The organism is Paenibacillus sp. NPDC101420 (assembly GCF_050277435.1).
Lineage (GTDB): Bacteria > Bacillota > Bacilli > Paenibacillales > Paenibacillaceae > Paenibacillus_AQ.
Window position 1 is genome coordinate 373,144 of sequence record NZ_JBNNSE010000005.1, and the last position, 24,433, is coordinate 397,576.

26 protein-coding genes and 1 riboswitch are annotated in these 24,433 nt (G+C 43.8%); of the genes, 4 read left to right on the forward strand and 22 right to left on the reverse strand.

What is annotated here, in order from left to right; all coding sequences use genetic code 11:
* Window positions 1–109 precede the first annotated feature (109 nt).
* Genes ACQKMP_RS22140 through ACQKMP_RS22150 form a run of 3 tightly spaced genes read right to left on the reverse strand, consistent with a single transcriptional unit; the run spans window position 110 to window position 2,227 of the window.
* A complete protein-coding gene (locus ACQKMP_RS22140; protein WP_427471073.1) occupies window positions 110–1,636 on the reverse strand; it encodes a phage tail protein in 1,527 nt (508 codons plus the stop codon).
* A complete protein-coding gene (locus ACQKMP_RS22145; RefSeq protein WP_427471075.1) occupies window positions 1,614–2,108 on the reverse strand; it encodes a prophage endopeptidase tail family protein in 495 nt (164 codons plus the stop codon). Before ACQKMP_RS22145 ends, ACQKMP_RS22140 begins: the two co-directional genes overlap by 23 nt.
* Window positions 2,105–2,227, reverse strand: a complete 123-nt coding sequence (locus ACQKMP_RS22150; protein ID WP_427471077.1) for a hypothetical protein — start codon at window positions 2,225–2,227, stop codon at window positions 2,105–2,107. Before ACQKMP_RS22150 ends, ACQKMP_RS22145 begins: the two co-directional genes overlap by 4 nt.
* Window positions 2,228–2,353: 126 nt before the next feature.
* Between ACQKMP_RS22150 and ACQKMP_RS22155 the strand changes: the two genes are divergently transcribed.
* The gene (locus ACQKMP_RS22155; RefSeq protein ID WP_427471079.1) at window positions 2,354–2,557 is read left to right on the forward strand and encodes a hypothetical protein; all 204 of its coding nucleotides are present in this window, start codon (window positions 2,354–2,356) and stop codon (window positions 2,555–2,557) included.
* A 154-nt stretch (window positions 2,558–2,711) separates the two neighbouring features.
* On the opposite strand, the gene ACQKMP_RS22160 is transcribed toward ACQKMP_RS22155, so the two are convergent.
* The 6 genes from ACQKMP_RS22160 to ACQKMP_RS22185 all read right to left on the reverse strand — a co-directional run bounded on the left by ACQKMP_RS22160 (window position 2,712) and on the right by ACQKMP_RS22185 (window position 7,114).
* Window positions 2,712–3,779 (reverse strand): acyltransferase family protein, encoded by a 1,068-nt coding sequence (locus ACQKMP_RS22160; RefSeq protein ID WP_427471081.1) that lies wholly within the window; start codon window positions 3,777–3,779, stop codon window positions 2,712–2,714.
* A gap of 75 nt (window positions 3,780–3,854) precedes the next feature.
* Entirely contained in the window at window positions 3,855–4,415 is a 561-nt protein-coding gene (locus ACQKMP_RS22165) for a hypothetical protein (RefSeq protein WP_427471083.1), read from the reverse strand.
* A 302-nt stretch (window positions 4,416–4,717) separates the two neighbouring features.
* Window positions 4,718–5,170, reverse strand: coding sequence for a tyrosine-type recombinase/integrase (locus tag ACQKMP_RS22170; RefSeq protein WP_427471084.1), 453 nt, complete (start codon window positions 5,168–5,170; stop codon window positions 4,718–4,720).
* A 51-nt stretch (window positions 5,171–5,221) separates the two neighbouring features.
* Complete coding sequence (locus tag ACQKMP_RS22175) at window positions 5,222–5,410, reverse strand: hypothetical protein (RefSeq protein WP_427471086.1); 189 nt, start codon at window positions 5,408–5,410, stop codon at window positions 5,222–5,224.
* 97 nt (window positions 5,411–5,507) lie between these two features.
* Window positions 5,508–6,365, reverse strand: a complete 858-nt coding sequence (locus ACQKMP_RS22180) for a tyrosine-type recombinase/integrase (RefSeq protein WP_427471087.1) — start codon at window positions 6,363–6,365, stop codon at window positions 5,508–5,510.
* 389 nt (window positions 6,366–6,754) lie between these two features.
* Window positions 6,755–7,114: a HesB/IscA family protein gene (locus ACQKMP_RS22185; protein WP_042191575.1), complete on the reverse strand. Its 360-nt coding sequence runs from the start codon at window positions 7,112–7,114 to the stop codon at window positions 6,755–6,757.
* A gap of 372 nt (window positions 7,115–7,486) precedes the next feature.
* On the opposite strand from ACQKMP_RS22185, the gene mqnE reads away from it, so the two are divergent.
* Both mqnE and ACQKMP_RS22195 read left to right on the forward strand, forming a co-directional pair.
* Window positions 7,487–8,593 carry an aminofutalosine synthase MqnE gene (mqnE, locus tag ACQKMP_RS22190; RefSeq protein WP_076285245.1) on the forward strand — a complete coding sequence of 369 codons (1,107 nt, stop codon included), beginning with the start codon at window positions 7,487–7,489 and terminating at the stop codon, window positions 8,591–8,593.
* 49 nt (window positions 8,594–8,642) lie between these two features.
* Window positions 8,643–9,704 carry an NAD(P)/FAD-dependent oxidoreductase gene (locus ACQKMP_RS22195; RefSeq protein WP_427471089.1) on the forward strand — a complete coding sequence of 354 codons (1,062 nt, stop codon included), beginning with the start codon at window positions 8,643–8,645 and terminating at the stop codon, window positions 9,702–9,704.
* Between the two features lie 68 nt (window positions 9,705–9,772).
* Here the strand turns inward: ACQKMP_RS22195 and ACQKMP_RS22200 are convergent, their stop codons facing one another.
* Entirely contained in the window at window positions 9,773–10,027 is a 255-nt protein-coding gene (locus ACQKMP_RS22200) for a YuzB family protein (protein ID WP_427471091.1), read from the reverse strand.
* Window positions 10,028–10,108: 81 nt separating this feature from the next.
* On the opposite strand from ACQKMP_RS22200, the gene ACQKMP_RS22205 reads away from it, so the two are divergent.
* Complete coding sequence (locus tag ACQKMP_RS22205) at window positions 10,109–10,357, forward strand: NifU family protein (protein ID WP_042130899.1); 249 nt, start codon at window positions 10,109–10,111, stop codon at window positions 10,355–10,357.
* Between the two features lie 156 nt (window positions 10,358–10,513).
* Here ACQKMP_RS22205 and ACQKMP_RS22210 read toward each other — a convergent pair whose 3' ends face one another.
* The 12 genes from ACQKMP_RS22210 to ACQKMP_RS22265 all read right to left on the reverse strand — a co-directional run bounded on the left by ACQKMP_RS22210 (window position 10,514) and on the right by ACQKMP_RS22265 (window position 24,402).
* The gene (locus ACQKMP_RS22210) at window positions 10,514–11,365 is read right to left on the reverse strand and encodes a MetQ/NlpA family ABC transporter substrate-binding protein (RefSeq protein WP_427471093.1); all 852 of its coding nucleotides are present in this window, start codon (window positions 11,363–11,365) and stop codon (window positions 10,514–10,516) included.
* 58 nt (window positions 11,366–11,423) lie between these two features.
* The gene (locus ACQKMP_RS22215) at window positions 11,424–12,083 is read right to left on the reverse strand and encodes a methionine ABC transporter permease (RefSeq protein WP_427471095.1); all 660 of its coding nucleotides are present in this window, start codon (window positions 12,081–12,083) and stop codon (window positions 11,424–11,426) included.
* Window positions 12,083–13,099 carry a methionine ABC transporter ATP-binding protein gene (locus tag ACQKMP_RS22220; RefSeq protein ID WP_076300346.1) on the reverse strand — a complete coding sequence of 339 codons (1,017 nt, stop codon included), beginning with the start codon at window positions 13,097–13,099 and terminating at the stop codon, window positions 12,083–12,085. Before ACQKMP_RS22220 ends, ACQKMP_RS22215 begins: the two co-directional genes overlap by 1 nt.
* Before the next feature lie 100 nt (window positions 13,100–13,199).
* A riboswitch (SAM riboswitch) is annotated at window positions 13,200–13,339 on the reverse strand.
* 100 nt (window positions 13,340–13,439) lie between these two features.
* Window positions 13,440–14,174: a Cthe_2314 family HEPN domain-containing protein gene (locus ACQKMP_RS22225; protein WP_042191592.1), complete on the reverse strand. Its 735-nt coding sequence runs from the start codon at window positions 14,172–14,174 to the stop codon at window positions 13,440–13,442.
* A gap of 109 nt (window positions 14,175–14,283) precedes the next feature.
* Window positions 14,284–15,261, reverse strand: a complete 978-nt coding sequence (locus tag ACQKMP_RS22230) for a COX15/CtaA family protein (protein WP_042191594.1) — start codon at window positions 15,259–15,261, stop codon at window positions 14,284–14,286.
* 89 nt (window positions 15,262–15,350) lie between these two features.
* Window positions 15,351–15,695, reverse strand: coding sequence for a thioredoxin family protein (locus tag ACQKMP_RS22235; protein ID WP_042194485.1), 345 nt, complete (start codon window positions 15,693–15,695; stop codon window positions 15,351–15,353).
* A gap of 78 nt (window positions 15,696–15,773) precedes the next feature.
* Window positions 15,774–17,402, reverse strand: coding sequence for a putative polysaccharide biosynthesis protein (locus ACQKMP_RS22240; RefSeq protein WP_042191597.1), 1,629 nt, complete (start codon window positions 17,400–17,402; stop codon window positions 15,774–15,776).
* Window positions 17,403–17,429: 27 nt separating this feature from the next.
* Window positions 17,430–17,915, reverse strand: coding sequence for a DUF456 domain-containing protein (locus tag ACQKMP_RS22245; protein ID WP_042191598.1), 486 nt, complete (start codon window positions 17,913–17,915; stop codon window positions 17,430–17,432).
* Window positions 17,916–17,951: 36 nt separating this feature from the next.
* The gene (locus tag ACQKMP_RS22250; RefSeq protein ID WP_427471100.1) at window positions 17,952–18,707 is read right to left on the reverse strand and encodes a Cof-type HAD-IIB family hydrolase; all 756 of its coding nucleotides are present in this window, start codon (window positions 18,705–18,707) and stop codon (window positions 17,952–17,954) included.
* A 75-nt stretch (window positions 18,708–18,782) separates the two neighbouring features.
* Window positions 18,783–20,888: a peptidoglycan D,D-transpeptidase FtsI family protein gene (locus ACQKMP_RS22255; protein WP_427471102.1), complete on the reverse strand. Its 2,106-nt coding sequence runs from the start codon at window positions 20,886–20,888 to the stop codon at window positions 18,783–18,785.
* Between the two features lie 26 nt (window positions 20,889–20,914).
* Window positions 20,915–22,990, reverse strand: a complete 2,076-nt coding sequence (locus ACQKMP_RS22260; protein ID WP_427471104.1) for a peptidoglycan D,D-transpeptidase FtsI family protein — start codon at window positions 22,988–22,990, stop codon at window positions 20,915–20,917.
* Between the two features lie 266 nt (window positions 22,991–23,256).
* Window positions 23,257–24,402, reverse strand: coding sequence for a transglutaminase-like domain-containing protein (locus ACQKMP_RS22265; protein WP_339243427.1), 1,146 nt, complete (start codon window positions 24,400–24,402; stop codon window positions 23,257–23,259).
* Between the last annotated feature and the right edge of the window lie 31 nt (window positions 24,403–24,433).

The following is a 24,433-nucleotide window of genomic DNA, read 5'->3' on the forward strand; positions in this document are numbered from 1 at the left end:
TAGATACAGTATGTGAGTGGTTTCGGTCTGCTTTATTGGAAAGGGCGTTCCATAATGCGTCAAGCTCACTTTGCAGAGTTCCTAGAGACGAATTACTGAAAAACTTAGACTAAGAAGGGACTCGCACATATCCGCTCGACGGCATCAAATCAACCTCTCCGCCTGATAATCCTACTCTTGAGTATCCAGATACGATGAATCCGGAGGAGGGCGAATTGAATATCGTAGACTGATTACCGTTTGCGTTAAATATAATCTTACTCATGCCGCCATCAAACGCTGGTATCTGAATCCCGTTATTTGGGTCCGCATATACGCCGAACGCCACGCTTGTCGGATCGATCACTACGCGCGGATAAACGGAGGCAGACGTCTGTATCTTAGCACCCGTTATCGTGCCGCCCGTAATAGTCGTACCGGTAATGGAGGATGCGCTAATGAATCCGCTAAAGTCACCGCTCGTCGCTCGCATATTACCGGCGGTGTCTACCGTGAATACCCCGTTACCAACGTTAATTGACGAACCGACAATCGCGCCATTCGTAAAGTTGGACGATAGAATATTCGCAGAGTTAGCGGTCAGCTTATTGAGCACGACGTTGCCCGCCATATCTAAACGGAAAGGCGCGGAGCTAAAATCGTCATGCCCTGCGCTGATACCGTTCGTATTAATCTTGACTACGTTATTACCGCTGCCGATAACCATCGATACGAAACTACCGAGTTGCCCCGCGATTACCTCCGCTGCTATGCCGGTCGCCGTCATCGCTATCCGTGCTGTAGCTCCGGCATCCGTCGTTAAGATAAGTCCGTTTGACGTCAGTATAACTTGATCGGATGGGTCCGTTTTCGACTGCAGAACGATTCCGCGCTCATCGTATTTAATCTCCGTTTTACTCGCGTTGATCTCGTTAACCGCAAGCCGCGCAAACTCTTCGAATACTTCCGCTCTGATTCTTCCGCCGCTAAATACGTTCTCTATAGCGCACCGTCCTGCCTCCAAGTCCGCAAGTATACGTGTATAGTCACGTTTCATTACATTCGCGACCGTTAATTGTGTATGTTTATCGGGCGCATACGGATACTCCGTCATTTCCGTAATTCGCGCTGTGATGCCCGTTAAGCCGAGCGTTGGATCTACGAGCATCACTGTATCGCCGAGGCCGGGACGCGCTTCTTGCTTGTCGATCTTAAATAAATCTGCAGCGCTAACGGATACCTCAAGCGCCGGTACTTCGCGTTCGTATAAGCGTAATCTCGCGGCAGCTACGAGCTTAAGCGAATCGGTTACGTCTTGCTCCGTTAACAAGTCGTCGTAAAACGGAACGCTATCCGAAGCCCACACATCCGCATACGGAGATACGAGATAGTTAACGCGGAAGATTCCGTCAGTAATTGCACCAGGTATCACGCTAAGTCGCGCTTGTTCATCCGCGGTTAATATCGACGCAGGCTGACCGATCAATGTCCGCGAATCTTTCATTTCCGCATAAAGCCGCGTACATAATGACGATGCGCTATCCGTAAAAGATGCTGCGATCAAATTCCGTGTTACTTGAATCCGATAGTCTGACGCGGGATTGCCGATCTTTTTACGCAAGTGAAGCGCAAAGTTATCCGGCCCAACTTCCGCCATATAGGTTAATGACCGCGTTGAGCGCCTCGAGACAGTTGCCGCCGCCGAACGCTTTAACGTCAGCGAGATCAAACGTATCATCGACGGAAATAGAAAAACGCCCACCGGTTGCCGCCGAGATGAGCGCTGTTAATTGCGTAATATGATTTCCGTAGCCTTCCTTTATGTACGAAGCGTACGGAAATTTATAGTTCGCGATTTTAAATATAACGTGTGAACACGATATCTTTATGATAAGCTTGCGATCTTCGCGCGATCGTTCACGCTTATTAATTACGTAATATTGACCGCGCTCATCCATTACATGACCCTTTAGCGGCAACTTATCGCGGAAATCATCGGACGTCATCGGGACGGTAAAAGTCAGCGTATAATCTGTGTTAATCCGCCGCGTTCGTGTGATGTCGTAAGCGTCGCGTAGGATGCCGATGCGCTTGCGGAAACGGTCGTACGATTGCAAAGCTTTAATCAAATGCGCGTTAGGATTTCGCGAGCTGCTTCGTTGTCTGTGTAGGTGACTTCGTTCAGTTCGAGGCCGAGTTCGAAGAAATCTCCGTCTAGCAAGTGAATCGCGTTGACTCCGTTTAGCATAATCGTCTGCTTCTTAACGTCATGACGAGTTTATCGCCGGGACTGAAGCCGCCAGTAAACGCGAGCTTGTCGACATGCATATAGCGGACTTATGCGTTAAATTGCGTAGCTGACCGGATGCCCGCCGTGTGCAGGCGTTCGCGGATCATTGACGTGAGTAACTCCGTAGCCGATTCGAATACTGCTGCGGATGCGATATCGCGCGTTGGAGCTCCGTTAAATTCCGTCACGGTGTCAAATACGATGCCGACCGCGAAGTCCGCGTTTAAACGTGCAGATACGTCCGTTTCGGATGCGATCGTAACGTTAGAGAACGTTTGGATAACGTAAGGGCGATTAAAGGGTGCGCGATTAAATGCGCCGAGAAACGACATAGGCGTGCGTCTCCTTTCGTGTGGAATAACGCAAAAACCTCCGTGTGTGATTCTTACGGAGGCTTGCGTAATGGTGCCCAGTTTGGTCCTAAAACGTAATTTAATATTAATTAATTCAAGTCAATAGAAGTATTTGAATTTCTATTTATATGTCTCAACCTCATCCTAATTTTTCTATATACTATAATCATAATTGATGACAGTAATATCATAGAAAAGAAGAGTATACATATTTTATTAAATACAGTAAGTTGGAACTTTATTTTATTAATTAACGGTATTACTATCGTCCCCATTTGGATATGGAAATAATATATCCCTAAACTTTCTTTATCTAGAAAGGAAATCACCTTGCTTCTCTCAAAGAAAGTTTTAAATATGTGCTCAATGGAAACTGCGACAGCGTATAGAAATAAAATTGTTATCGTCGAAACAACAAAATATGCCTTTAGATGGGATATGATGAACCAAGCCCCGACATAAGTATCGAAATTAGCAAGTATATATAGTTGACTATTCCACACCAATAACCCCAAAATAAATACAGTAAGCAATGGATTTCCCCGAATAGTCACGTCAATCTTCTCCCGATATTCACAAAGTACAGCCCCCATATAAAAGTAAAATAAATACTTTGACACTTGGGAAATAGAGTAGAAATTAGGTAACGTATACAGGCTGGTATTTACAAATATCCATGCCAACACAATTCCAATTAAGGGTATTGCGAAAGGTGCGTATTTGCTTTTAAAAAATAAACTTAATGGGTAAAAAATAATTGTTGTCCAAAATAGCATTAATAGAAACCATAGATGTTCAACATTGCCTGACAATATGTCTATAATTTTTACCCAAATCTCGGAAAATGAACTACCCAAATCTCTGGTTATAAAAATATGAGAAGGGATGATCCAAAGTAGAGCAACTATAAAACAAGGTATTATTAAGCGTTTAAATCTATTTATAAATATCGACACAAATTCTTTTTGTATCCTCGTTTGAGAATCTATAAAAAGATACCCAGACACAAATACAAACAGAGGAATGTGAAAAGAATAAATTATTTTATAGACACCAAGCATAACCGGGCTATCATACATTAATGTGTGTCCTAAAACCACCATAATTAGTGCGAACACTCTAAGCAAAGATATATTATAGCGAAAAGTCTTAGACATTAGTTATCCCCATCCTGTTAATTTTATACCTTACTTACCCGGTATTAACGTTATTATCATACTCGAATCTATCAATTATTGGTAGTGATTGTAGGCCTTTGCTTCATAATAAAAAATTAAATTATTTGTCCCTACAATTGGAAAAGAAGCCAACGTTATAATAATATTAGTTGCTTCTCTTTCAACTTTTAATATTCTAGTATTCCCAATATCCTCAGATCCACTAGCCACATTAATATAGTTTGGAGTAGAGGATAAACCATGAGCTATATAATATGTTTTTGTTGTTTTAGCACTTTGGACGCTCAGTTCATGTTTTTCCGTTAAATAAACGTTAGGTATATTAATCCTTGTTATATTTGGAGAGTACGCGTTACCTGGTAAATCAATAGGTTTAACGTTAGTGCCTACTCGCCCACCGAAGATGCTTATCCGTTTAATGTATGCTGGTTCGAGGTACGGCAAATAAATAAAGGGTAATCCCCCATGGAATACAGGATTCGAAACGTCGAACGAAACGCTTGTACAAGTTGCTTCCACTAGCAATGGCGCATTGGTAACTTGAAATTCGCAATTATTAAAAGCAATCCTATCCGCTTGATAACCAGAAGAAAAGGCACTCGTTAGCTGATCCATAACGACGCCTCCTTTTGTTTGGTTGTATATAAACGAGTATGCCACGTAAGGTAGCCGACACTATTAGTGTGCGCAGAGGAGAGCGAGAAGTAAGAGACGATTAGGACGAGGGGTGTTCGCAGATTTGCGGATGCCCTTTTTCTATAAACGGAGGAGGAATACGGATGGACTTTCGCCAAGCAGTAGCCGCGTATCAAACGGGTGGCGACCGTACAATTATCCAGCAAATACTCTCCTACATGCGCGATCGTTCGGAATCTCGCGTAGTCCTTCCAGGGGATGACGCCTCGATCTACGTCGCATTACGTGCTATTTCCGTTACATATCACGAACGGAAGGCGCTTGAATACGAACCGGCTGCGTTGTTTGATTACCGCGAATCTATCTACGAGTTTCTCGGCGTGGATATACCTCTCCTTACTCCCCTTTCCGAAAACTTTAATGACGCGCTCCTGCCAGTATATGTCCTCAACACCAAACGATAACGCTTCTTCTAAACGTATCCCGGTATTAAGGATTAAGAGTAAAAACACGTAATTGCGATAACCTGCTGGCGTTGAACGGTTAGGTTCATCAAGTAACGCCGTCACCTGATCGCGGCTCAGTGTCCGGAGTACTCGTTTTTCTTCCGCGAGCTTATCCACAGATTCGATAGGATTCTCCGTTAAGTAACCGTTGCTGCAAAGGAAATTAAAGAACGCCCGCAAACTCCGTATGTACTTATTTATCGTCGGCGCGCTGTTACCGTCGTCCATTCTCGTTTGAATGAACCCTTGAATGTCCTCAACGATTATCTCGTTTATTTTTTAGATGCCATTCTCGTCTAAAAATTCGTGGAACATAGTGAGCGACTGCTTATACGAGGCTATCGTATTCTCTGACAAATTCTTTAGCTTGCGTGATTTAATGAAGATAGTCGATGCGGAGTGCATGTCCGGCATCTCTTTTGCCTCCCGTGCCTCAAGCATTAATTTTCTTTTTTCCTTGTAATCCATATATGTAACCTCCTCGTTGTGTCCTCGAAAGGCTACCACATAACTGCAAACAGAGAAAGCGCACGACCCCGATATAATCCGGAGTCGGGCGCTTTTTTTATTTCCGTCTCTTAATGAACCTGTCTGCTGGCGAATATTCATCGTGACTCTTCCGCATATCATCAATATCCATTTGAATATAGCGACGCATCGTACGAATATCGGACCATCCACCCATTTTTTGAAGGGTACAGGGGTCAGCCCCGTTTAATATCATAGCACGCGCCCACGTATGCCGGTAGACGTGCGCTGTCATTTTCTTACCGGTGACTCCCGCTTTCTCACCGTAATACTTTAGCCGCTTATTGAAGTGCGTAGCGGTTACAGGCTCACCAAACGATGACATGAATATGCGATTTGTCGTAAAAAATTGACGATTCTCTTCTACTAGTTGCAGTAGTAATTTCGCAGTGTGTGCCGATATTGAAACCATTCTCGGCTTTCTATTTTTGTTCATCTCGCCAGGTAGAACGATAAATCGCGTTTGAAAGTCGATATCCGTGACGCTTATTTTTAGTAATTCTGAAATTCTAAGTCCGCTATCTAAAATCGTGACAATCGCCACATAATCCCCAAAACCTACGAAATCCCGCTGATTTGACTGCGCTAGTATCGCCTTAACTTCATCATCCGTAAGGCAATTCGTTAAGTCCACGTCCTGGCGTATGAGCTTAACCTTCGTAAACGGATTGATTTCAAGTAGTTCGTCGCGATCAAGCTGATTAAATATCGCCTTAAGCGTACGAAGTCGGATATTAACCGTCGTATCTGACAGGCCTATGCGCTGATTTTCTTCCCATATATACTTGTGTCCCTCATAGCGCACCTGATCGTACTTCATAAACGCGATATGATCCCGCACCATCGAAGTCGTTATATCCCCCGCGTATTCTACCTCCGGATACTTATCGTTCAACCACTTTATAAAGTAACCGTAATGCTTTCCGCAATCTAGTAACGTGCGATCGCGCAGCCCCTCCGCTCGTTTTGCATTAATAGCGAAGTCTAACGCGCTTGATCTAGAGTTATCTTCGAAAACTCTCTTAGCGTGCGGGCTCCGTTTGGAACGCGCCGTGTACGTTTATTTAACGACATAAAAACGACCTCCAATACGCATTAGTCGCGGACTAAATACGTCGTAGAGGTCGTAATCCACAACCCACAAACGTCTATTTCCGGGTTGTTAACTCCGGGTCTTCGGGGCTGTTAACGTTCATTTTCACCGGTACAATCCGCAGTTCCAAACGCATGTTCGCGAGAGGCTACCGTTCAGATCAACGGAGTAAAAACGTTGATATAGCGCGATTAGCAAGGCTCTTCGTTCGGTTTACCTGCATCCGTAGCTGTACGGAAGCTTGAGCCACAGCCACAGGTTGCAGTAGCGTTCGGGTTATTAATGGTGAAGCCACCTGTCATGCCGGATTCTTCAAAATCAATTTCGAGACCATCAAGGTAACGAAGATTTTCTTTCTCCACGACAACCTTCATTTCTTGGATGTCCATATATACGTCCTGATCGGTTTCATTATCATCAAAGCCCATAGCGTAAGAGAATCCACTGCAACCACCGGGCGTTACTCCAATACGGAGGAACATGTTCGGCACTTCTTGTTCAGCAAGCATCGCCTTTAATTGTTCTGCTGCCTTTTCGCTAATATTAATCATGATCATATCCTCCTATAAATTAAACTTACTTCAACAGAAAAACTTATGTTTAAGGGACCTTCCGGCCAAAAGTTACTTTCTTAAAAATATTTACTTAATAAACTCAGTATAACCGACTATTTCATTACCCTCAAGTCACAACTGCCTTATGCCTGACCTATCGCACCAAAATAAACCATCCATATCCAGCTGTTGATCCCCTTATAAGAGAGGTTTATAATAAGGAAGGCAAACATAAGTAAAAATTCGGAAATTTGTCACGGAGGATAACCCTCCGCTTTATTTTCATGAATGAACAGCTACCATCTGGGTAAGTCTGGGAATTATCTGCGGGCAATGGACCCCGTAAAACTTTCAGGAGGAATTCATAATATGTCTACTCTTTTCACCCCCCAAACAGACGCCCGAATGATGAACATTATTGAAAAAGTTCGCGGCGGCGAAAGATTGAATTTAGAAGATGGCGTTTATTTATATCAAAGTAACGACCTACTTACGATTGGCCAATTAGCAAATGAAGTCAATCTTGCAAAGAACAACAACAGGGTATATTTTATCGAAAACATGAGTCTATATTTCACCAATGTTTGCGAATCTCACTGTGCATTCTGCAATTTCCGCAAAGATGATGGAGAAGAGGGTGCTTATACCCTTTCCGGTCAGGAAATGGTGCAATATGTCGAACAGCATATTCATCCAGGTGTGCGCGAATTCCATATCGTAGGCGGTCATAATGACAAGGTTCCTTTCCAGTATTACGTGGATTCTTTAAAAGCCTTGAATGAACGTTTCCCTGAGGTAACCTTAAAAGCATACACTGCAGCCGAAATCGATTTTTTCACCCGAATTAGCGGATTGAGTATTCGTGAGGTACTCGAGCAGCTGCGTGCTGCAGGACTTAAGACACTTACTGGTGGCGGCGCAGAAATATTATCCGATCAATACCGTAAAAAAATGCGTGTAGATAAGGCTAATGTGGAAGAATATCTAGAAGTTCACCGAACAGCACATCAGCTTGGCATGAAGACACATACAACTATGCTTTACGGCTCGATTGAATCTCATGAAGATCGTATCCGGCACATGATGCAGATCCGCGATCTACAGGATGAAACCAATGGCTTTATGGTATTCATTCCATTATCTATGCAGCCTAAGAACAAGAATGCAGGAATTATGCGCCGCAACTCCGCTTATGAGGATCTGAAGACGATTGCGATCAGCAGATTGATGCTGGATAATTTCGATCACATCAAAGCGTACTTTATTAATATCGGTCCTCAGCTTACTCAAGTTGCACTGAACTTCGGTGCTTCTGACGTCCATGGTACTATTCTTAAAGAACGCATTAGCCATGCGGCTGGTGCCTTAACACCTGAAGGCCTCACTCGCGATGAATTGATCTGGTTAGTAAAAGGTGCTGGACGAATTCCAGTAGAACGCGACACGTTCTACAATGCGATAAAGGTATACGAATAAAAGACTACCTAGATCCGTTATCCTATATTGGAAAGGAAGTTCGGTCAGCATGAGAACACTACTCGTTCTGGGCGGCGGCTATGGCGGCTTGGCCCTAATTCAAGAATTGCTCAATAATCACCTTCCACAGGATATTGAAATTATCTTAATTGACCGAATGCCTTATCAAGGAATCAAAACGGAATATTATGCGCTTGCCGCAGGTACAGTAACTGACTATCACTTGCGGATCCAGTTTCCGGTTCATCCCCGTCTCACTATCCGTTACGGTGAGGTGAGTTCCATTGATTTGGAGAGTAGAATCGTTACAATGGAGCCTGACGAGACTGTGTCTTATGACATACTTGCCATTGCACTAGGTTGTACCGACAATTACCATAACATCCCTGGAGCTGATCAATATACTTGCAGTATCCAGACCTTTGCAGGAACACGCGAAACTTACCAACGTTTAAACGATGTGAAGCCTTATGGAACAATAAACATTGTAGGCGGAGGACTAAGTGGAGTGGAATTGGCGGCAGAGCTTCGGGAGAGCCGACCAGATCTTAATATTGCTATTCTGGATCGCGGTGAACGTGTCTTATCTGCCTTCCCTGCGAAGCTGTCACAGTACGTGGAGGAATGGTTTCACCACCATCAAGTACAGACACTTGGACGTGTCTCCGTATCCCATGTAGAGAAAGATGCGCTTTTTAACGGTACAGAGGAAATTCTTTCAGATGTTACGGTATGGACCGCAGGGATCCAACCGGTGAAGGTTGTTCAGGAATTATCAGTCCCGAAGGATCGCGGAGGACGAATCATTCTGGATGAATATTATCGTGTACCTGATTATCCAGAAGTGTATGTAATTGGCGACTGTGCCAGCCTACCATTCGCTCCAAGCGCACAAGCCGCAGGAGCGCAGGGTGAGCAGGTTGCTCAGGTTATTCAAGCCATGTGGCGCGGCGAGCCCCCTAAGCTTCATCCTATTCGTCTAAAGGGTACCTTAGGCTCACTAGGCAAGAAAGCTGGATTTGGTCTGATGGGCCAACGCTCAGTCAAAGGACGGGTTCCCCGTATCCTTAAGAGCGGGGTGCTCTGGATGTCAAAACGCACTTTAGGATAAACCTAAGGGCTGCTCTTTTCCGTTATAAATACGAAAAAGAGCAACCCTTTATTTTCCACAAAAAGCATTTAATCAAGGTCCATATTAAACCAATCCTCTAGCTCTTTGATTTTAGTATCAATTTTCTTTTCTAGCTCGTCAACAGTATCTGCTGCAACGATGTCCCCTTCAACCATGGCAAACGGGGTTAAATAACATTCCCCACAATTGTTCAGGCATCCGTATTCGATCACATCGTAATCTGGATTTTCCTCCAGCTTATGCATTAGCTTGTCTGTTCCGTGACCCATGTTACTGGCACAAAATTCAATAATTGGTCTCATGATGATCTCCCTATTCCGCCTAACCATTTTATTTTTTAACTTTTTGTACTATAATGAACTTACGAAAGGAGTGATTGAGAAATGAGTGAGAATGCACAAAGCACCGAAATGTATGATGAAGTATTGGAAGTGCTGGATAAGCTTCGTCCGTTCCTGCAACGCGATGGCGGCGACGTTGAACTGGTCGATGTAGAAGACGGCATCGTTAAGTTGAAACTTATGGGTGCCTGCGGCAGCTGCCCAAGCTCCACGATCACCTTGAAAGCCGGGATTGAACGCGCCCTTCTTGAAGAAGTAGAAGGCGTACAAGAAGTTATGCAAGTATTCTAATCCCATTCAATATCATTCCCGATCCTCCTCTTCAGGAGATCGGGATTTTCTTATTATAGAGGATTTAGCCTTCCCCTACAACATACAGCATAAAACCCGCATGCCATTAGGCAGCGGGTTTTATGCTGTAATTAGAGACTAAGTTAGCTTTCTGTCTTAAAATGCTGGAATGATCGAGCCTTTGTACTGCTCTTCAATAAAAGCTTTAGCTTCTGGAGAATTCAGTGCAGCGGCAAGCTTTTTGATTGCGTCGGAATCTTTATTGTCAGGACGAGCTACCAAGATGTTAGCATAAGGGGAATCCGTTCCCTCGATGAACAATGCATCTTTAGTAGGAACTAGGTTAGCTTCCAAAGCATAGTTAGTGTTAATCAAGGCAAGATCTACTTCATCCAATTGACGACCTAACATTGCTGCATCTAGCTCAATGATTTTAAGATTTTTCTTATTCTCAGTGATATCTGCTTGGGTAGATGTGATGTTGGTATCATCTTTCAATGAAATCAGTCCATTTTTGGCAAGCAGGATCAGTGCACGACCACCGTTTGTAGCATCATTCGGGATAGCTACTTTCGCACCATCAGCCAGCTCGTCGATGGATTTGATTTTTTTGGAATAAGCACCAAAAGGTTCAACGTGAACGGCTGTCACAGAAACTAGATCCGAACCGTTCTTTTGATTCTGGTCATCCAGGTAAGGTTGATGTTGGAAGAAGTTGGCATCCAGAGTCTTCTCTGAAAGCTGAACGTTTGGTTGAACATAGTCAGTGAATTCTTTGATTTCTAATGTAATTCCTTGCGCTTCAAGCAATGGAGCAATAGCTTTTAGGATCTCAGCGTGTGGAACAGGTGAAGCACCAACCACCAATTTTACAGGTTCTGCATCAGTTGCAGCACCATTTTTCGGTGCATTAGTAGCAGCCGAGTTAGAAGTATTATTGTTATTGCCGCAAGCAGCCAGCACCACAACCAGTGTCAGACTAAAAAAAGTAAGTAGTAATTTTTTCATTTTAAATCCCCCTCTTATCCTTGGTATTTGTATGAATAAGGCTATATATGGACGTACCTTATTTCCGTGTGAAATGTCGTACTAGTCGATCACCGGCCATTTGTAGCAGTTGCACCAGTATGACCATCAAGACTACAGAGATAATCATAACTTCCTTCTCATATCGGTAATATCCGTAACGAATCGCTAGATCCCCTAGCCCGCCGCCGCCTACCATCCCGGACATTGCCGTATAGGAGACCAATGTAACCAGTGTGATCGTTACCCCAGAGAGAAGACCTGGACGAGCCTCTGGCAAAAGAACACGCATAACGATCTGATTCGTGGATGCTCCCATCCCTTGCGCCGCTTCGATTACTCCACGATCCACTTCTCTTAATGCCGTTTCCACCAAGCGAGCAAAGAATGGAGCTGCACCAATCACGAGCGGTGGAATCGTACCGAGTACTCCGATGGAAGTTCCAACAACGGCTTTGCTAAATGGAATTAATGCTACCATCAAAATGATAAACGGTACCGAACGTAGGATGTTTACAACGAACGATAAGACCGAGTAAATTACTCTGATTACTATACTATTCGATCTTCCCCATAAATACAATAGAATTCCGAGTGGTAAACCAAGAATAATTGTGAACAATCCAGAGAATATTAACATTTGCAAGGTAGCAACTGTAGCATCCATCATTTCTTGCCAGTTTAAGTCTGCGAAATTCATTACGAAATCACCTCCACTTCAAGGCCTTGAGCGGTTAGTTCGGCTATCGTCACAGCGATCGCTTCAGCTGGACCTTCGAATCGAACAATCATTTGTCCATAAGGTACGTCTTTTATCGTTGAAATGGTACCATGCAGAATGGCGAAGCTAACACCTGTCTCACGTACTACATTGGAAAGTGCAGAGCCGTAGGTCTTCTCTCCGAAAAAAGTAATTTTGACGGCCTGAGAGTTGTCCCCAGCAGCAGCGTCAAGCGCCGTACGAAGGGGCCCCTCATTCTGTGATTCACTGCGAATGAAATCGCGAGTGACCTCATGCTGCGGCTTCAGGAATACCTCCGTGACTTTACCTTGCTCAACGATACCACCACCATGAATGACCGCAACACGGTCGCAGATGCTCTGAATCACGTGCATTTCGTGAGTGATCAGCACAATGGTCAGATGGAATCGTTTATTAATATCGAGCAATAGCTTAAGAATAGAGTCTGTCGTTTGTGGATCAAGCGCAGAGGTTGCTTCGTCACACAGCAGCACATCAGGGTCGCTGGCAAGTGCCCGTGCGATGCCGACCCGCTGCTTTTGTCCGCCTGATAATTGGGAGGGGTATTTATCCCGGTGTTCTTCAAGCCCCACTAAGGCAAGCAAATCTTTCACTTTAGTATCAATATCTGCTCTCGAAGTGCCTGTGAGTCGCAGAGGAAAAGCAATGTTATCGTACACCGTCGCAGAAGATAGCAGATTGAAATGTTGAAAAATCATCCCAATTTTGCGCCGTTGTTCCTGCAGCTGACCTTGAGTAAGCTTGGTTAGTTCAATGCCATCTACCCAAACTTCCCCTTCTGTCGGACGCTCCAACAGATTAATGCAACGGATCAATGTACTTTTCCCCGCTCCAGAATGGCCAATAACTCCGAATATTTCACCTTTTTCGATAGACAAATTCAATCCGGAAAGTGCTGTAGCCGCATGGCTGCCTTTTCCATATACCTTTGTTATTCCTTTTAGATTAATCAACGCTCGTCGCCCCCTTTATAATTCACTTATTCCATACAAAAAAACCTCCGACGATCGATGCAGATCGCAAGAGGCTCTGTGTGTTTATTTAGACAATGCCTTCTCATCTGCCAACGACCACAAACCTTGCGTCATTGTAGGAATTAGCACCATGACATTTGTACAAAACGCTAATCGCGCTGTATACAAATCGGTTGCCGGGCTTCATCGGGCCTATCCCTCCGCCACTCTCGATAAGATATAGAGTATGAAATTTTATGTTTGAATTCGTACAGACTTTAATGCAAGCATAAGTATAGTAAGTTTCTTGTTTTTTGTCAAAAGGAAATATCTTGAACGCTTAGGATTGTACACGCTTTGCCTTGCTTATTTCCTTACGCAGCTGTTCATTGCTGTAGCTGAATGCCGCGATTAATGTTTTACAGTTCATTTCAAGGGACTGCTTTAAATCCTCAAGATGGCTATCTAAATCCTCAAGCTGAATTTTGTCATGCAAGCCTTGATGTCGCTGCCATAAATCATCCTGCATTTCGGAATTCATATAATGAATTTCAGCATTTCTACGCTTGCGTAGATTCTCCAGTGGATCACGATAAGAGTTCTTGATCTGTTCCAGTTGATCCGCTAATGCAGGATGCACATTCAATAACTGAAGTTGACGCAGTACTGTAAAATAAGAAAAGTGCGTTTTTAATTTGGAGGTTTTGAGGTCATAAAAATGATTCAGTACCGTCCCAAGCTTGTCCAGAAGAGAGAACACACGAATAAATCCATCTTTATAAAAATAAACATACCGCGCATAATCGCCTTGTTCCACTGGTGACATATCGTCCATATAACCAGCGATTACCGATTTCCGGTAAAAAGCAGCTGCGAACCAGCTTTGCTCCAATTCATCCAATGAGGAGATCAGTCCACGTGTCCAAATCTCCAGCTTGCGGTATTCATGGTCATTATCCTCATGAGCGTTCATTTCCTTGCGCAGTAAGGCTGCAAATGTGGCCATGTTCTCCATCGCGTCAGCCAATACACCGCTGTTCTTTCGAGGCGGCTCTCCAAGTATAACCCGCAGCATATCCCAGTCCTCCTAAAGTTTTGTCCAGCACCACGATATACCGATTTCCACTTTATTATTCCGCAGGTAAAGCGACTCTATCCACGGTGGGAACTTTCTACCAAGGGTGTTACAACGGTGTCATTGGATTCGTTGGATTTTTTTCAACAACTACATTTCTCGCGCGATTCAGCTGCCAGACTCTTACACTCATATAACATAAGACACCAAACAAACTAGCGATCAACAAAATATGAGCCAAAGCGGCAAATATGTACAATCTTTCATTATCTAGTGTGTAAACAACAGCAGCTCCACTAAATACCTGCATCAAGCACAGCAGAACAGCCGCTACGCCAAGAGCTCTTAGCTCTGGGTAATCCTTATGTTTCCAAAAAGCTAAATGTCCAAGCACCGCAGTAAGAATGAATAAGATCAAAGCCGCAATCCGGTGCGTAAAAACAATACCTACTCCCCCGGAAAGCTCGGGAACCCATTCACCGTTACAGAGCGGCCAGCCAGAACATCCACCGCGCGAATCCGTATGACTAACAAAGGCTCCAATATAAACAACAACATAGGAATAAAAGGCCGTAAAGCAGGTTAAATTGCGGAAAGCCTTACTGACGGGTTGCTTCTGAAGCTCCATCTTAGGATCGTACTCACCTGCTTCATGTCGCCTTTTAGTTCCTAGAGCCAGCATTAGAGAACTTGAAAAAGCGATCAAAGAAAAGCCCATATGTAGTGCCATTACAGCAGCAGATTGGGATTTAATCACTGCAAGCGCTCCCATACCACCTTGAACAATTACAAATAGCAACGTCATGAATGCATATACTAACAAGTCCCGCCGATTTCGAGCATAACGCCAAAAGGCAATCATCGAGGCAAGTGACAATAACCCTGCCAATCCGCTAAACAAGCGATGGGTGTATTCAATCATCGAGCCTACAGTATAGGCCGGAATCAATTTCCCATGACAGAGCGGCCATTCATTTCCACATTCCAATCCCGATCCAGTCTTCGTTACAACCGCTCCCCCTAGTACAGCGAGGAACATGATAAGGCAAGTAAGATAACTAAGCCATTTCAACTGATTTGTCGACAAAAATATCACCCGCAGTTTTTAGTAATGAAGAAGCATCTTAAAAAACCACCGCTTTTGCTCGAACAGGCGAAAGCGGTGGTTTTCCGGAATTACTGTTGAAGGCTTTGATGCACTTGAACCGCTTTATCCAGGAAATTCTCAATTTCCTCGCGGGATTTACGTAATTTATTAACGAATCTAACCAATTCACGTCCATCGGAATACGCGACAAAGCTTGGAATACCCATAATATTTTGTTCCTGACTAACGTCACCCACAGCATCAACGTCAACCTCAACCAGCGTTAGACGATCTGCATAGGCTTGCTCTACCTCAGGAATAAAAGGATCGATAAATTTACAATCCGAGCACCAGTCCGCCTTGAAGATGGCTACAGTTAATCGAGGAGATTGAATGGCTACCTGAAATTCAGCAGGAGAACTAATTTTGTCCATAGCTTGTTCAGTCCTTTCTTCCATATCTGTCAAATTTCTATTCTTTAAGTGAAGCAAAATGTCATGCAGAAGTCAAACTTATTCTCTCATACGAACACGCGCAGGCTGCAATTTCATCAGCGGATGGAGCAATTTCTGCAATGCACGCGGATAACTGGAGATTTCCTGTTTAGTAAGCACACCCAGTACAATTAGCATGACCAGATAAATAACAACAACTGCGGCCCCTACAACAAGACAAGTGATCAGAAATGCCAGACGTGCAGGCATTAGATCTGTTAACAGAATTCCAGCTTGGTTAAGTCCAAAACCAATACCACCGGACACCAGAACCGCAATTGCGAAGCCGCCCCACCGTTTACCCATAATTTCGAAAGGTACAATGGATTTCAGCATCCGTAAGTTAAGAATAGTAATAACTACGAAACAAAGTGCTGTTGCGCCGATAATCCCGTAGATCCCAAATATCTTACTTAGTAAGAAGCTTGCGACTAATTTAACAATAATACCCACTAGCACATAATACATTGAAATGCGTGATTTGCCCATACCGAGCAAGATGGAGTTCGTTGTCATCATGGTGATCTGAAAGATCGTTCCAATCGTAAGCATCGCCACAATTCCGCTTCCGTCCAAGCTGCTGAACAATAACCCGTTTACAGAATAAGCTGCTGCCACAAGTGCCAACACAATTGGCATCCCTGTCAGGATAGAAATCCGCAAAGCAAGTGTAATTTGCTTCTTCAAGTGTCCCTCATCACGACGGGCATAGGCAGCTGAAATGATCGGAATCAGCGAGGTACCTAGCGCAATGGCTAGTACCGGCGGAATTCCGGCCACACTTTGAGCACGCGTGGTTAGTATACCCAAAGCTGCTGTTGCACTCTCTCTGCCCATCTGATCAATAAGCAGTGGAACAGCCAAAGAAGTATCAATCACATTCACTACGGGAATCGTAAGTGAAGAGAGCACGATCGGAATTGATAGTGTAAAAATATCTTTGTAAATTCCCCAAATCGGCAATTTTTGAGTGGTGTTGTAATTTAATCCTTGCTGTTTATCCTCTCGGCGCAGCTTGATTGCAAAATAAATCATGACACCAAATGCTGCAATACTACCAATTACGCTACCGAAGGATGCTCCCGCAGCTATAGTTGTATTGTTATACCCCTGCTGTAATAGAATATAAGCTAGTAAAATAGCGACTAGTACGCGAGCGAACTGCTCTACAATCTGTGAAATACCACCAGCCATCATGTTGTTGCGCCCTTGAAAATATCCACGCATCATGGCAATTGCCGGAAAAAGTAAAAGCGCAGGTGCAATAGCCCTAACTGCCATCGCTGATTCAGGTACATCAGCAATATGTGTCGCATAGAACGGAGCGCCTATGTACAGCAAGGCCGTCATGATTACCCCTGCTGCTACTGAAAACAGCAATGCTGCATGATACACTTGTCTCGCCTCTTCAGGACGATTCAGAGCGTACCGCTCGGAGACCATTTTACTGAGCGTACTTGGAATACCTGCTGTAGCCACGGTGAGCAGCATTAAATAGATATTGTTCGATACCCCAAATGATGCTCTCCCCACATCATCAAAAATATGATCCAGCGGCACCCGCTGAACAAGCCCGAGTACCCTTGCCACCAAAGCTGCAGCAGCAAGGATAAGCGTGCCTTTTACGAAAGACTCTTTCTTGGACAAACCATTTCCCCTTCTTCACTGTTAAAATTAAAACCGGACGACCCATATAAAAAAGAGGACGACCATAATAATTTGTAGCACAATTTTGACAACAGTACTACTAAACAACCCAAGTATTGATCCTACACTTACTTTGGCAGCTTTAGCTGGTGAAGAACCCACGATCAATTCTCCTATAAAGGCACCCAGAAACGGACCAATAATAAGTCCAAAGGCTGGGATTACAAAAGGACCAATGATTAGCCCAATCGTACTCCCGATAATCGATGAACGTGAGCCGCCAAATTTCTTAACGCCCCAAGCCCCTACAACGTAATCAGCAATAAATAAAACTACAACGATCAGCGTTTGAATGATCCAGAACCAGGCACCAAAAGGCTCGAAAGAAAAGAACCAGCCATATACGAAAAAGGCAAGATAAATCGCAAGCGCACCCGGCAGTATAGGGTACACAGCCCCCGCTAGCCCTACGGCAAATAAAGCAATAATAAGAATCCAACCCAGGATCGTCAACACTTAACCTCCTAATAGCAAATATGCTCTATGGATTCACTTCGCAATAGCTTCATTAAAAATATATTTTTGAATGACTTCTGCAATTCCATCATTATTATTAGAAGCCACCACAACGTCAGCCTCTTCTTTAACCGTCTCCTGAGCGTTGCCCATGGCAACCCCAAGCCCTGACTGCTGAATCGCTGCAAGGTCATTGAGGCTGTCACCAACCGCTATAACTTGGGACATGTCTAGTCCTAGCAGCTTACAGACTTCCATGATTCCGGCTGCTTTATTCACTCCTAGAGGGTTAATCTCCAGGTTATGTGGAGAGGAGTTCGTAATCTCCAATCCACCCATATCTTGAAGACGAAGCAGCAGCTTATGACGAAGCTCATCATCTTCGGTGTGATAACCGAATTTAAGCCATTCTTTACCCGTTACATCCCCATCCCAGTTATCCTGTTTGTGGACTTTTTCCGTAGAATAGGCCCAGAACCAGATGTCATCTTCTTTAGCAAGTTCATACATTTGCTGTACCAGCATAGGGTCCATCAATGATCGCCGATAAATTTCATGTGGAGCTCGCCATACCTCACTACCGTTCACAGTAATCATAGGTGTTTCTAGTCCAAGCTGCTCAGCATATGGAAATGCACTTGTAAAAGCCCGGCCTGTCGACAGACAGACATGAACGCCTGCGTCGACCGCCTTTTGAAGCCATTTCACCGTTGTAGGTGTAATAATCTGTTCATCATTCAGTAGGGTTCCATCCATATCCAAAGCAAGCAGGCGGTATTTGGCAGTCATTGCCACCCCTCCATTCTTTTATGCTCTCAATAGAGCAGCTGTTTATTTTTAATCATTATTCCCTTAGAGTCAAAGTTACTGAGTACCTGTAGTCGTTCCTTCATTCGCAGGATCATTCGTATTATTACCTGACTGTAGGCTCTTCTTCGGAACGCCATCAAGTCCATATTCCCAATCATAAGCATCAAAAATTTTACGTGCGACCGGCGCAGCACTCTGGGAACCAAAGCCCCCTTCTGGAATGACTACGGCTACTGCCAGCTTAGGATTATTTCGTGGGGCATAGGCAATAAATACACCATTATCGCGAATTTGACCCTTCGCCACTTGTTGGGATGTTCCCGTCTTACGAGCAAAATCATAAGGGAAATCAGAAAAAGCACTAACTTCACTTCGCATACCCTGTTGAATTTCTTTCCAGTAGGATTTATCGAAGGCTGTTACTTCATCTATTACCTCACGACCGAACTCCTTGACTACTTTTCCGTCAGCATCTGTAATCTTGCTAACTAGCTGAGGTTTGATCCGCTGTCCTTCATTAGCAAGTGTAGCTACGTATTGGGCAAGCTGCAACACCGTATAACTACCTTGTTGGCCGAAAGAAGCATATACAAGTGCCGCTTGGGCACTACCCGCAGCCTCTATATTGGTATAGTTAATCTGTCCTAAGAATTCATTTGGCAGACCACTTCCCGTGGATACACCAAGTCCAAACTCTTTCATATACCTATCCCAGATATCTACGCCTTTGCTTTTGTATTTGTCATACAATCGTTTACCGATCATATCCACCATGAACGCATTCGAGGATTTCTCAATCGCTCTTGCAGGGTCCATAGAACCGTACACATGTCCTCCAGAGTTTCTTACCTTAGTTTCATGACCTGTTTTACCAAAAGTCGCGAAACCTCTATCCGGATAGTAAGTTGAGGTTGTAAAGAGACCTTCATTCAAACCCACGAGTACGCTCAAAGGTTTAATCGTTGAACCTAATAGCAGTACAGACCTAAGTCCATTACCTGACGTCCCTGAAGAAATCGGATTAATGGTACCGTTCTGATAGTTGTCCATAATACTGTTCCAAACATCAGTGGATAAGGATCCCGATGTCCAAATATTCGTATCGTAGTCCGGCATACTCGCCATACTTACGATATTCCCCGTATCGACTTCCATCGCTACAGCGTAACCAGTTAAAGCATTAGGATGCGTTTTACCCTGTACAGTATTGGAATGCAGCCACTTAATCTGATCCATAATCGCCTGCTCTGTCTTCATCTGAATGTTCTTATTAATGGTTGTCCAGACGTCATTGCCTTTCACAGGAGGGACTACACGTTCGACTTTTTCTGCCATGTTCTGTGGATTGACGGAGATTTCCTGATAGCCGTTTTGTCCCCGAAGCTCTCTCTGATACTGCAGCTCCAGGCCGTCAAATCCGACAAATTCATCGTCCTTGTAAGTTAGTCCTGGCTCCGGATTGTTCTTCATAGCATTTAAGATATTCTTATAAATATTAAGGCTGTTTGCTGATTTAAAAGGCTTGATATAACCTATCGTCTGTACGGCAACCGTATCTTTATCGTAATGACGAATGCTTTCCTCGACAATTTCAAGGCCTGGGTATTCTCCCTTATGTTCCATGAAATAGGCTACTTCCTGAGTAGTCAGGTCCGCCTTAATTCGCCGTGCCATAAAGCCAAGTGATTTCCGGAAATATAAATCCAGTGCGTCAATAACATCTTCTTCTGTCATCTTCTCAGCTTTTGGATCACCATATTTATTGAAATCAGTTACCAGCTTGGCTGCCAATGCATCTGACTTGGCTTTAGCTTCTGGAGTTAGGGTAGTTTTACCGGTATTTTTATCTGTTTGCTTAGCGGTATACTCCTTATTGAGCGTAATATACAGCGATTGAACCGGTGTAGAGTACGCTAACTTCTCACCTTCAGCAGCATAAATTACACCTCTCATGGATGCAAGGGGTACATTTTTGGTATCTCTGCTTGTCTCCACTTCAGTTAAAGTTGGTCCTTCCACGAATTGCAACACAGCCAGGCGTATAATAATTACGCAAAATATAACAAACGTGCTAAAGAAAAACACGTTGAGTCGCAGGCCTATGGAACTTTTACTGTTGGTCTCATCTGGAGGTGAGGCCTGCTTACGAAAAAAACTCACAGTTTATTTCTCTCCTTTTTCTCTAATTATTTTTGAACGGGGTCTGACGCAGGAGCAACATTCTTTTTTGGCACACCATCGAGCCCATACTCCCAATCATAGGCGTCAAAAATTTTACGAGCCACCGGAGCAGCGCTTTTGGAGCCAAAGCCCCCTTCTGGTATAACAACCGCTACGGCTAGCTTCGGATTTTCTCGCGGAGCAAATGCAATAAATACCCCATTATCACGGTTTATATTTTTTCTGTCTGTTTTTTCAGAGGTACCTGTCTTACGTGCAAAATCATAAGGAAAATCATCAAAGGCACTAACTTCACTGCTCATCCCCTGTTTGATCTCTTTCCAGTAGGATTTGTCAAACGTTACCGTATTAAGCACTTCTCTTTGAAATTCCTTAACCGCCTTACCTTGCGCATCCGTGATCTTGCTAACGAGTTGAGGCTTAATACGCACTCCTTCATTTGCAAGAGTAGAAGCATACTGGGCAAGCTGCAATGTAGTATAACTGCCCTGTTGGCCAAAAGAAGCATAAATAAGTGCGGCCTGCGAGCTGCCTGCAGCCTTAAGATCAGTATAGTTAATCTGGCCCGCTGATTCACCTGGGAGACCACTTTTCGTAGATACACCCAGCCCGAACTCTTTCATATATCTGTCCCATACCTCAATGCCTTTATCCCCCGGATATTTCTTGTAAAGCTGCTTACCCACCATATCAATCATAAATACATTAGAGGAATTCATAATCGCCTTGGCCGGATCTAGTGAACCATATACGTGACCCGATGAATTTCTTACGGATGATTTATTATCCTTACCGAAATAAGTAATGCCCACATCTGAATAGGTTGTTGAGGTATTAAAGAAACCTTCCTTTAAACCAATTAACACACTTAATGGTTTGATCGTAGATCCCATAAACACAAGTGAACTAAAATCATGACCTGATCTACCAGATGAATTCGAAGTAATCGTACCGTTTAGATGATTATTCATTATTTTATTCCAAACAGGTGTTGGTAAGGAGTCTTTAGTCCATACATTTGAATCGTAATCCGGCATGCTTGCCATGGCGACAATATTTCCAGTCTCCACTTCCATTGCTACGGCGTATCCGGTTAAAGCATCTGGATGCGTCTCACCTTGAACAGCATTGGTATGCAGCCATTTAATCTGATCCAATATGGCCTGTTCTGTCTTCATCTGAATCTTCTTATTAATGGTCATCCAAATATTATTACCTTTTACAGGAGCAACGTTCTGTTCAACCTTCTCAGCCATATTCTGAGGAGTCACCGAAATGACCTGATAACCATTTTCTCCTCGTAGCTCTCGTTGATACTGCATTTCCAGACCATCAAACCCCACATATTCTTCTGCTTTATACATAAGTCCAGGGGGAGAATCTTTTTTCATTTCACTACGGACATTCTTATACATCGCTATATCTTCAGTCGATTTAAACGGCTTTCCAAAGCCGACTGTCTGCACCGCTACCGTATCTTTATCGTAGTGACGAACACTCTCCTCCACGATCGTTAGCCCCGGATAATTGTCTTTATGCTCCATGAAATAGGCTATTTCCTCTGGAATTAATCCAGTCTTGATCCGTCGCGGCACATAACCTAAATACTTTTTGAAATCTAAATCTAATGAATCCAAGATATCTTGCTGCGTCAGCTTCGGTGCATTCGGATCTCCATATTTAGCAAAATCAGCCGCAAGCCTTGCCGCAAGCATATCGGAGTTATTCTTCGCCTTTTCCGTAAGTGAGATCTCACCCGTTACTTTATCTGTCGTTCTAGCTGTGTAATCTTTAGTTAATGTAAGGTAAAGCGACTCCGTAGGTGTTGAATAGGCAATCTGCTCTCCTTCGGCAGCAAAAATAATCCCACGCATCGCTGCGAGCGGAACAATTTTCGTTTCCCGGCTCGTTTCTTCTTCACTCAACAGAGCTCCCTCAGTAAACTGTAAACCTGCAAGACGTACGATAATAATACAAAAAATAAAAAAAGTGCCGAAGAAAAAAATATTCAGTCTCAAACCTACAGAATTTCTTGAAGATACCCCGTCCTTAGGCGGGAGCTGCTTACCAAACAAACTCACCAGCTTTCTCCCCTTCTACAAGCATAAACGCATTGACCGTCCTTATAAGGAAGGTAAGTGTTTAAGCGAGAAATATAAGACATAAAGTATAGAGCTTATACTTTCTTATATTTTAAAAAAATGTCTGACAACCCTTTGCCTGCGACATTACTCTTATGATGAAGGTGAGTTCTTAGCTGCTTATTGTGAGCATGCCCTCGCATTTAATTTAGAACTGACGTTACTTGAGTTTATTGTACCACACCCCAGGAGTTCAACGCCCTCACTCAGAGGGCGTTCTCCCTAATATGCGTTTCATCAAAATCCTTCGGATTGAACCAATCTCCACTGCTAGCCCAAGTCGGATCCAGCGGAATCCAAGCTTGCCGATCACTTATATATACTTCATTCCAAGCATGTGCACCATATCCGCCACGCCCATCATAACCCTGACCTGTTACAACCCGTACCTGCAAGCCCTGTGAACGAGCCATCACAGCGTACAGTCGGGCATAGTCTATACACACCCCTTGCCGAGTGTCGAATGTATCCTGTGGTGTCTGTTCATGCCAGACCCTGTTTTGCAAATAATTGTCAGCCTTAGCATAATCGTAAGTCACGCGTGTACCTACCCAATCATAGAGAAGTCTCGCTTTTTTCTCTTCTTCTTGCGCTTGTCCAACAATGTCTTCTGCTGCTCCTATAATATCCTGAGGAATTTCATGATCGATAACCTCATATTTTCTGCGAAGGATATCATTCATCTCTGCTGCAACGGTCTTCGTCAGAATTGGAAGTTTCTTCTGCACAGTCTCACCAACAATAGGTTCAAATACAGCAGCAGCGCTCTGACTATAGATTGGAGAGGACTCCACATAACGACTAAATCCACTCTCCGGATTTAATCCAACACAGATGAAAAGAGCAAGAACAATTACCAGACTACGCATTAAGCCGATAATTAATCCAACCATTGCTCCTCCCATACGGCTTACCTGCGTAATCTTTCTGTCTTTAAACTTCTTAGTACGCCGCAATTGTGGAAAAGGTAGCAACATGGATAACAGTCCTAAGAGCATACGAATTAACAGATAAGAAATCAGGAGTAACAATAGAAATCGAACCAGCGGTGATTCTGATAACACAGACACCGCCGTATAATAAATTTGCTGCCACTGTGTAAGCTTCGTATCAGGAAGACTAATCCCCGATGCCCAAGTCTCTACATAGGGATTGAGGTAGGCCGCAGCTGGGATAGCTAATACCAAAGATGCTATAGTAAATAATCCTGTTCCCAGCAGCCCAAATAATCTTCCGGTAGCGCTTGAGAAACCTCTGCTCCAGCCTTGCAATAGAGAGAAGACTACAACCAGCAGGAGGGCGATGGAGATGATATTAGCATCACTCACACTAGTCATCCATCCGTTTATCATATCCGCTCTCTCCTTTCAGTCGCGTGCTTGC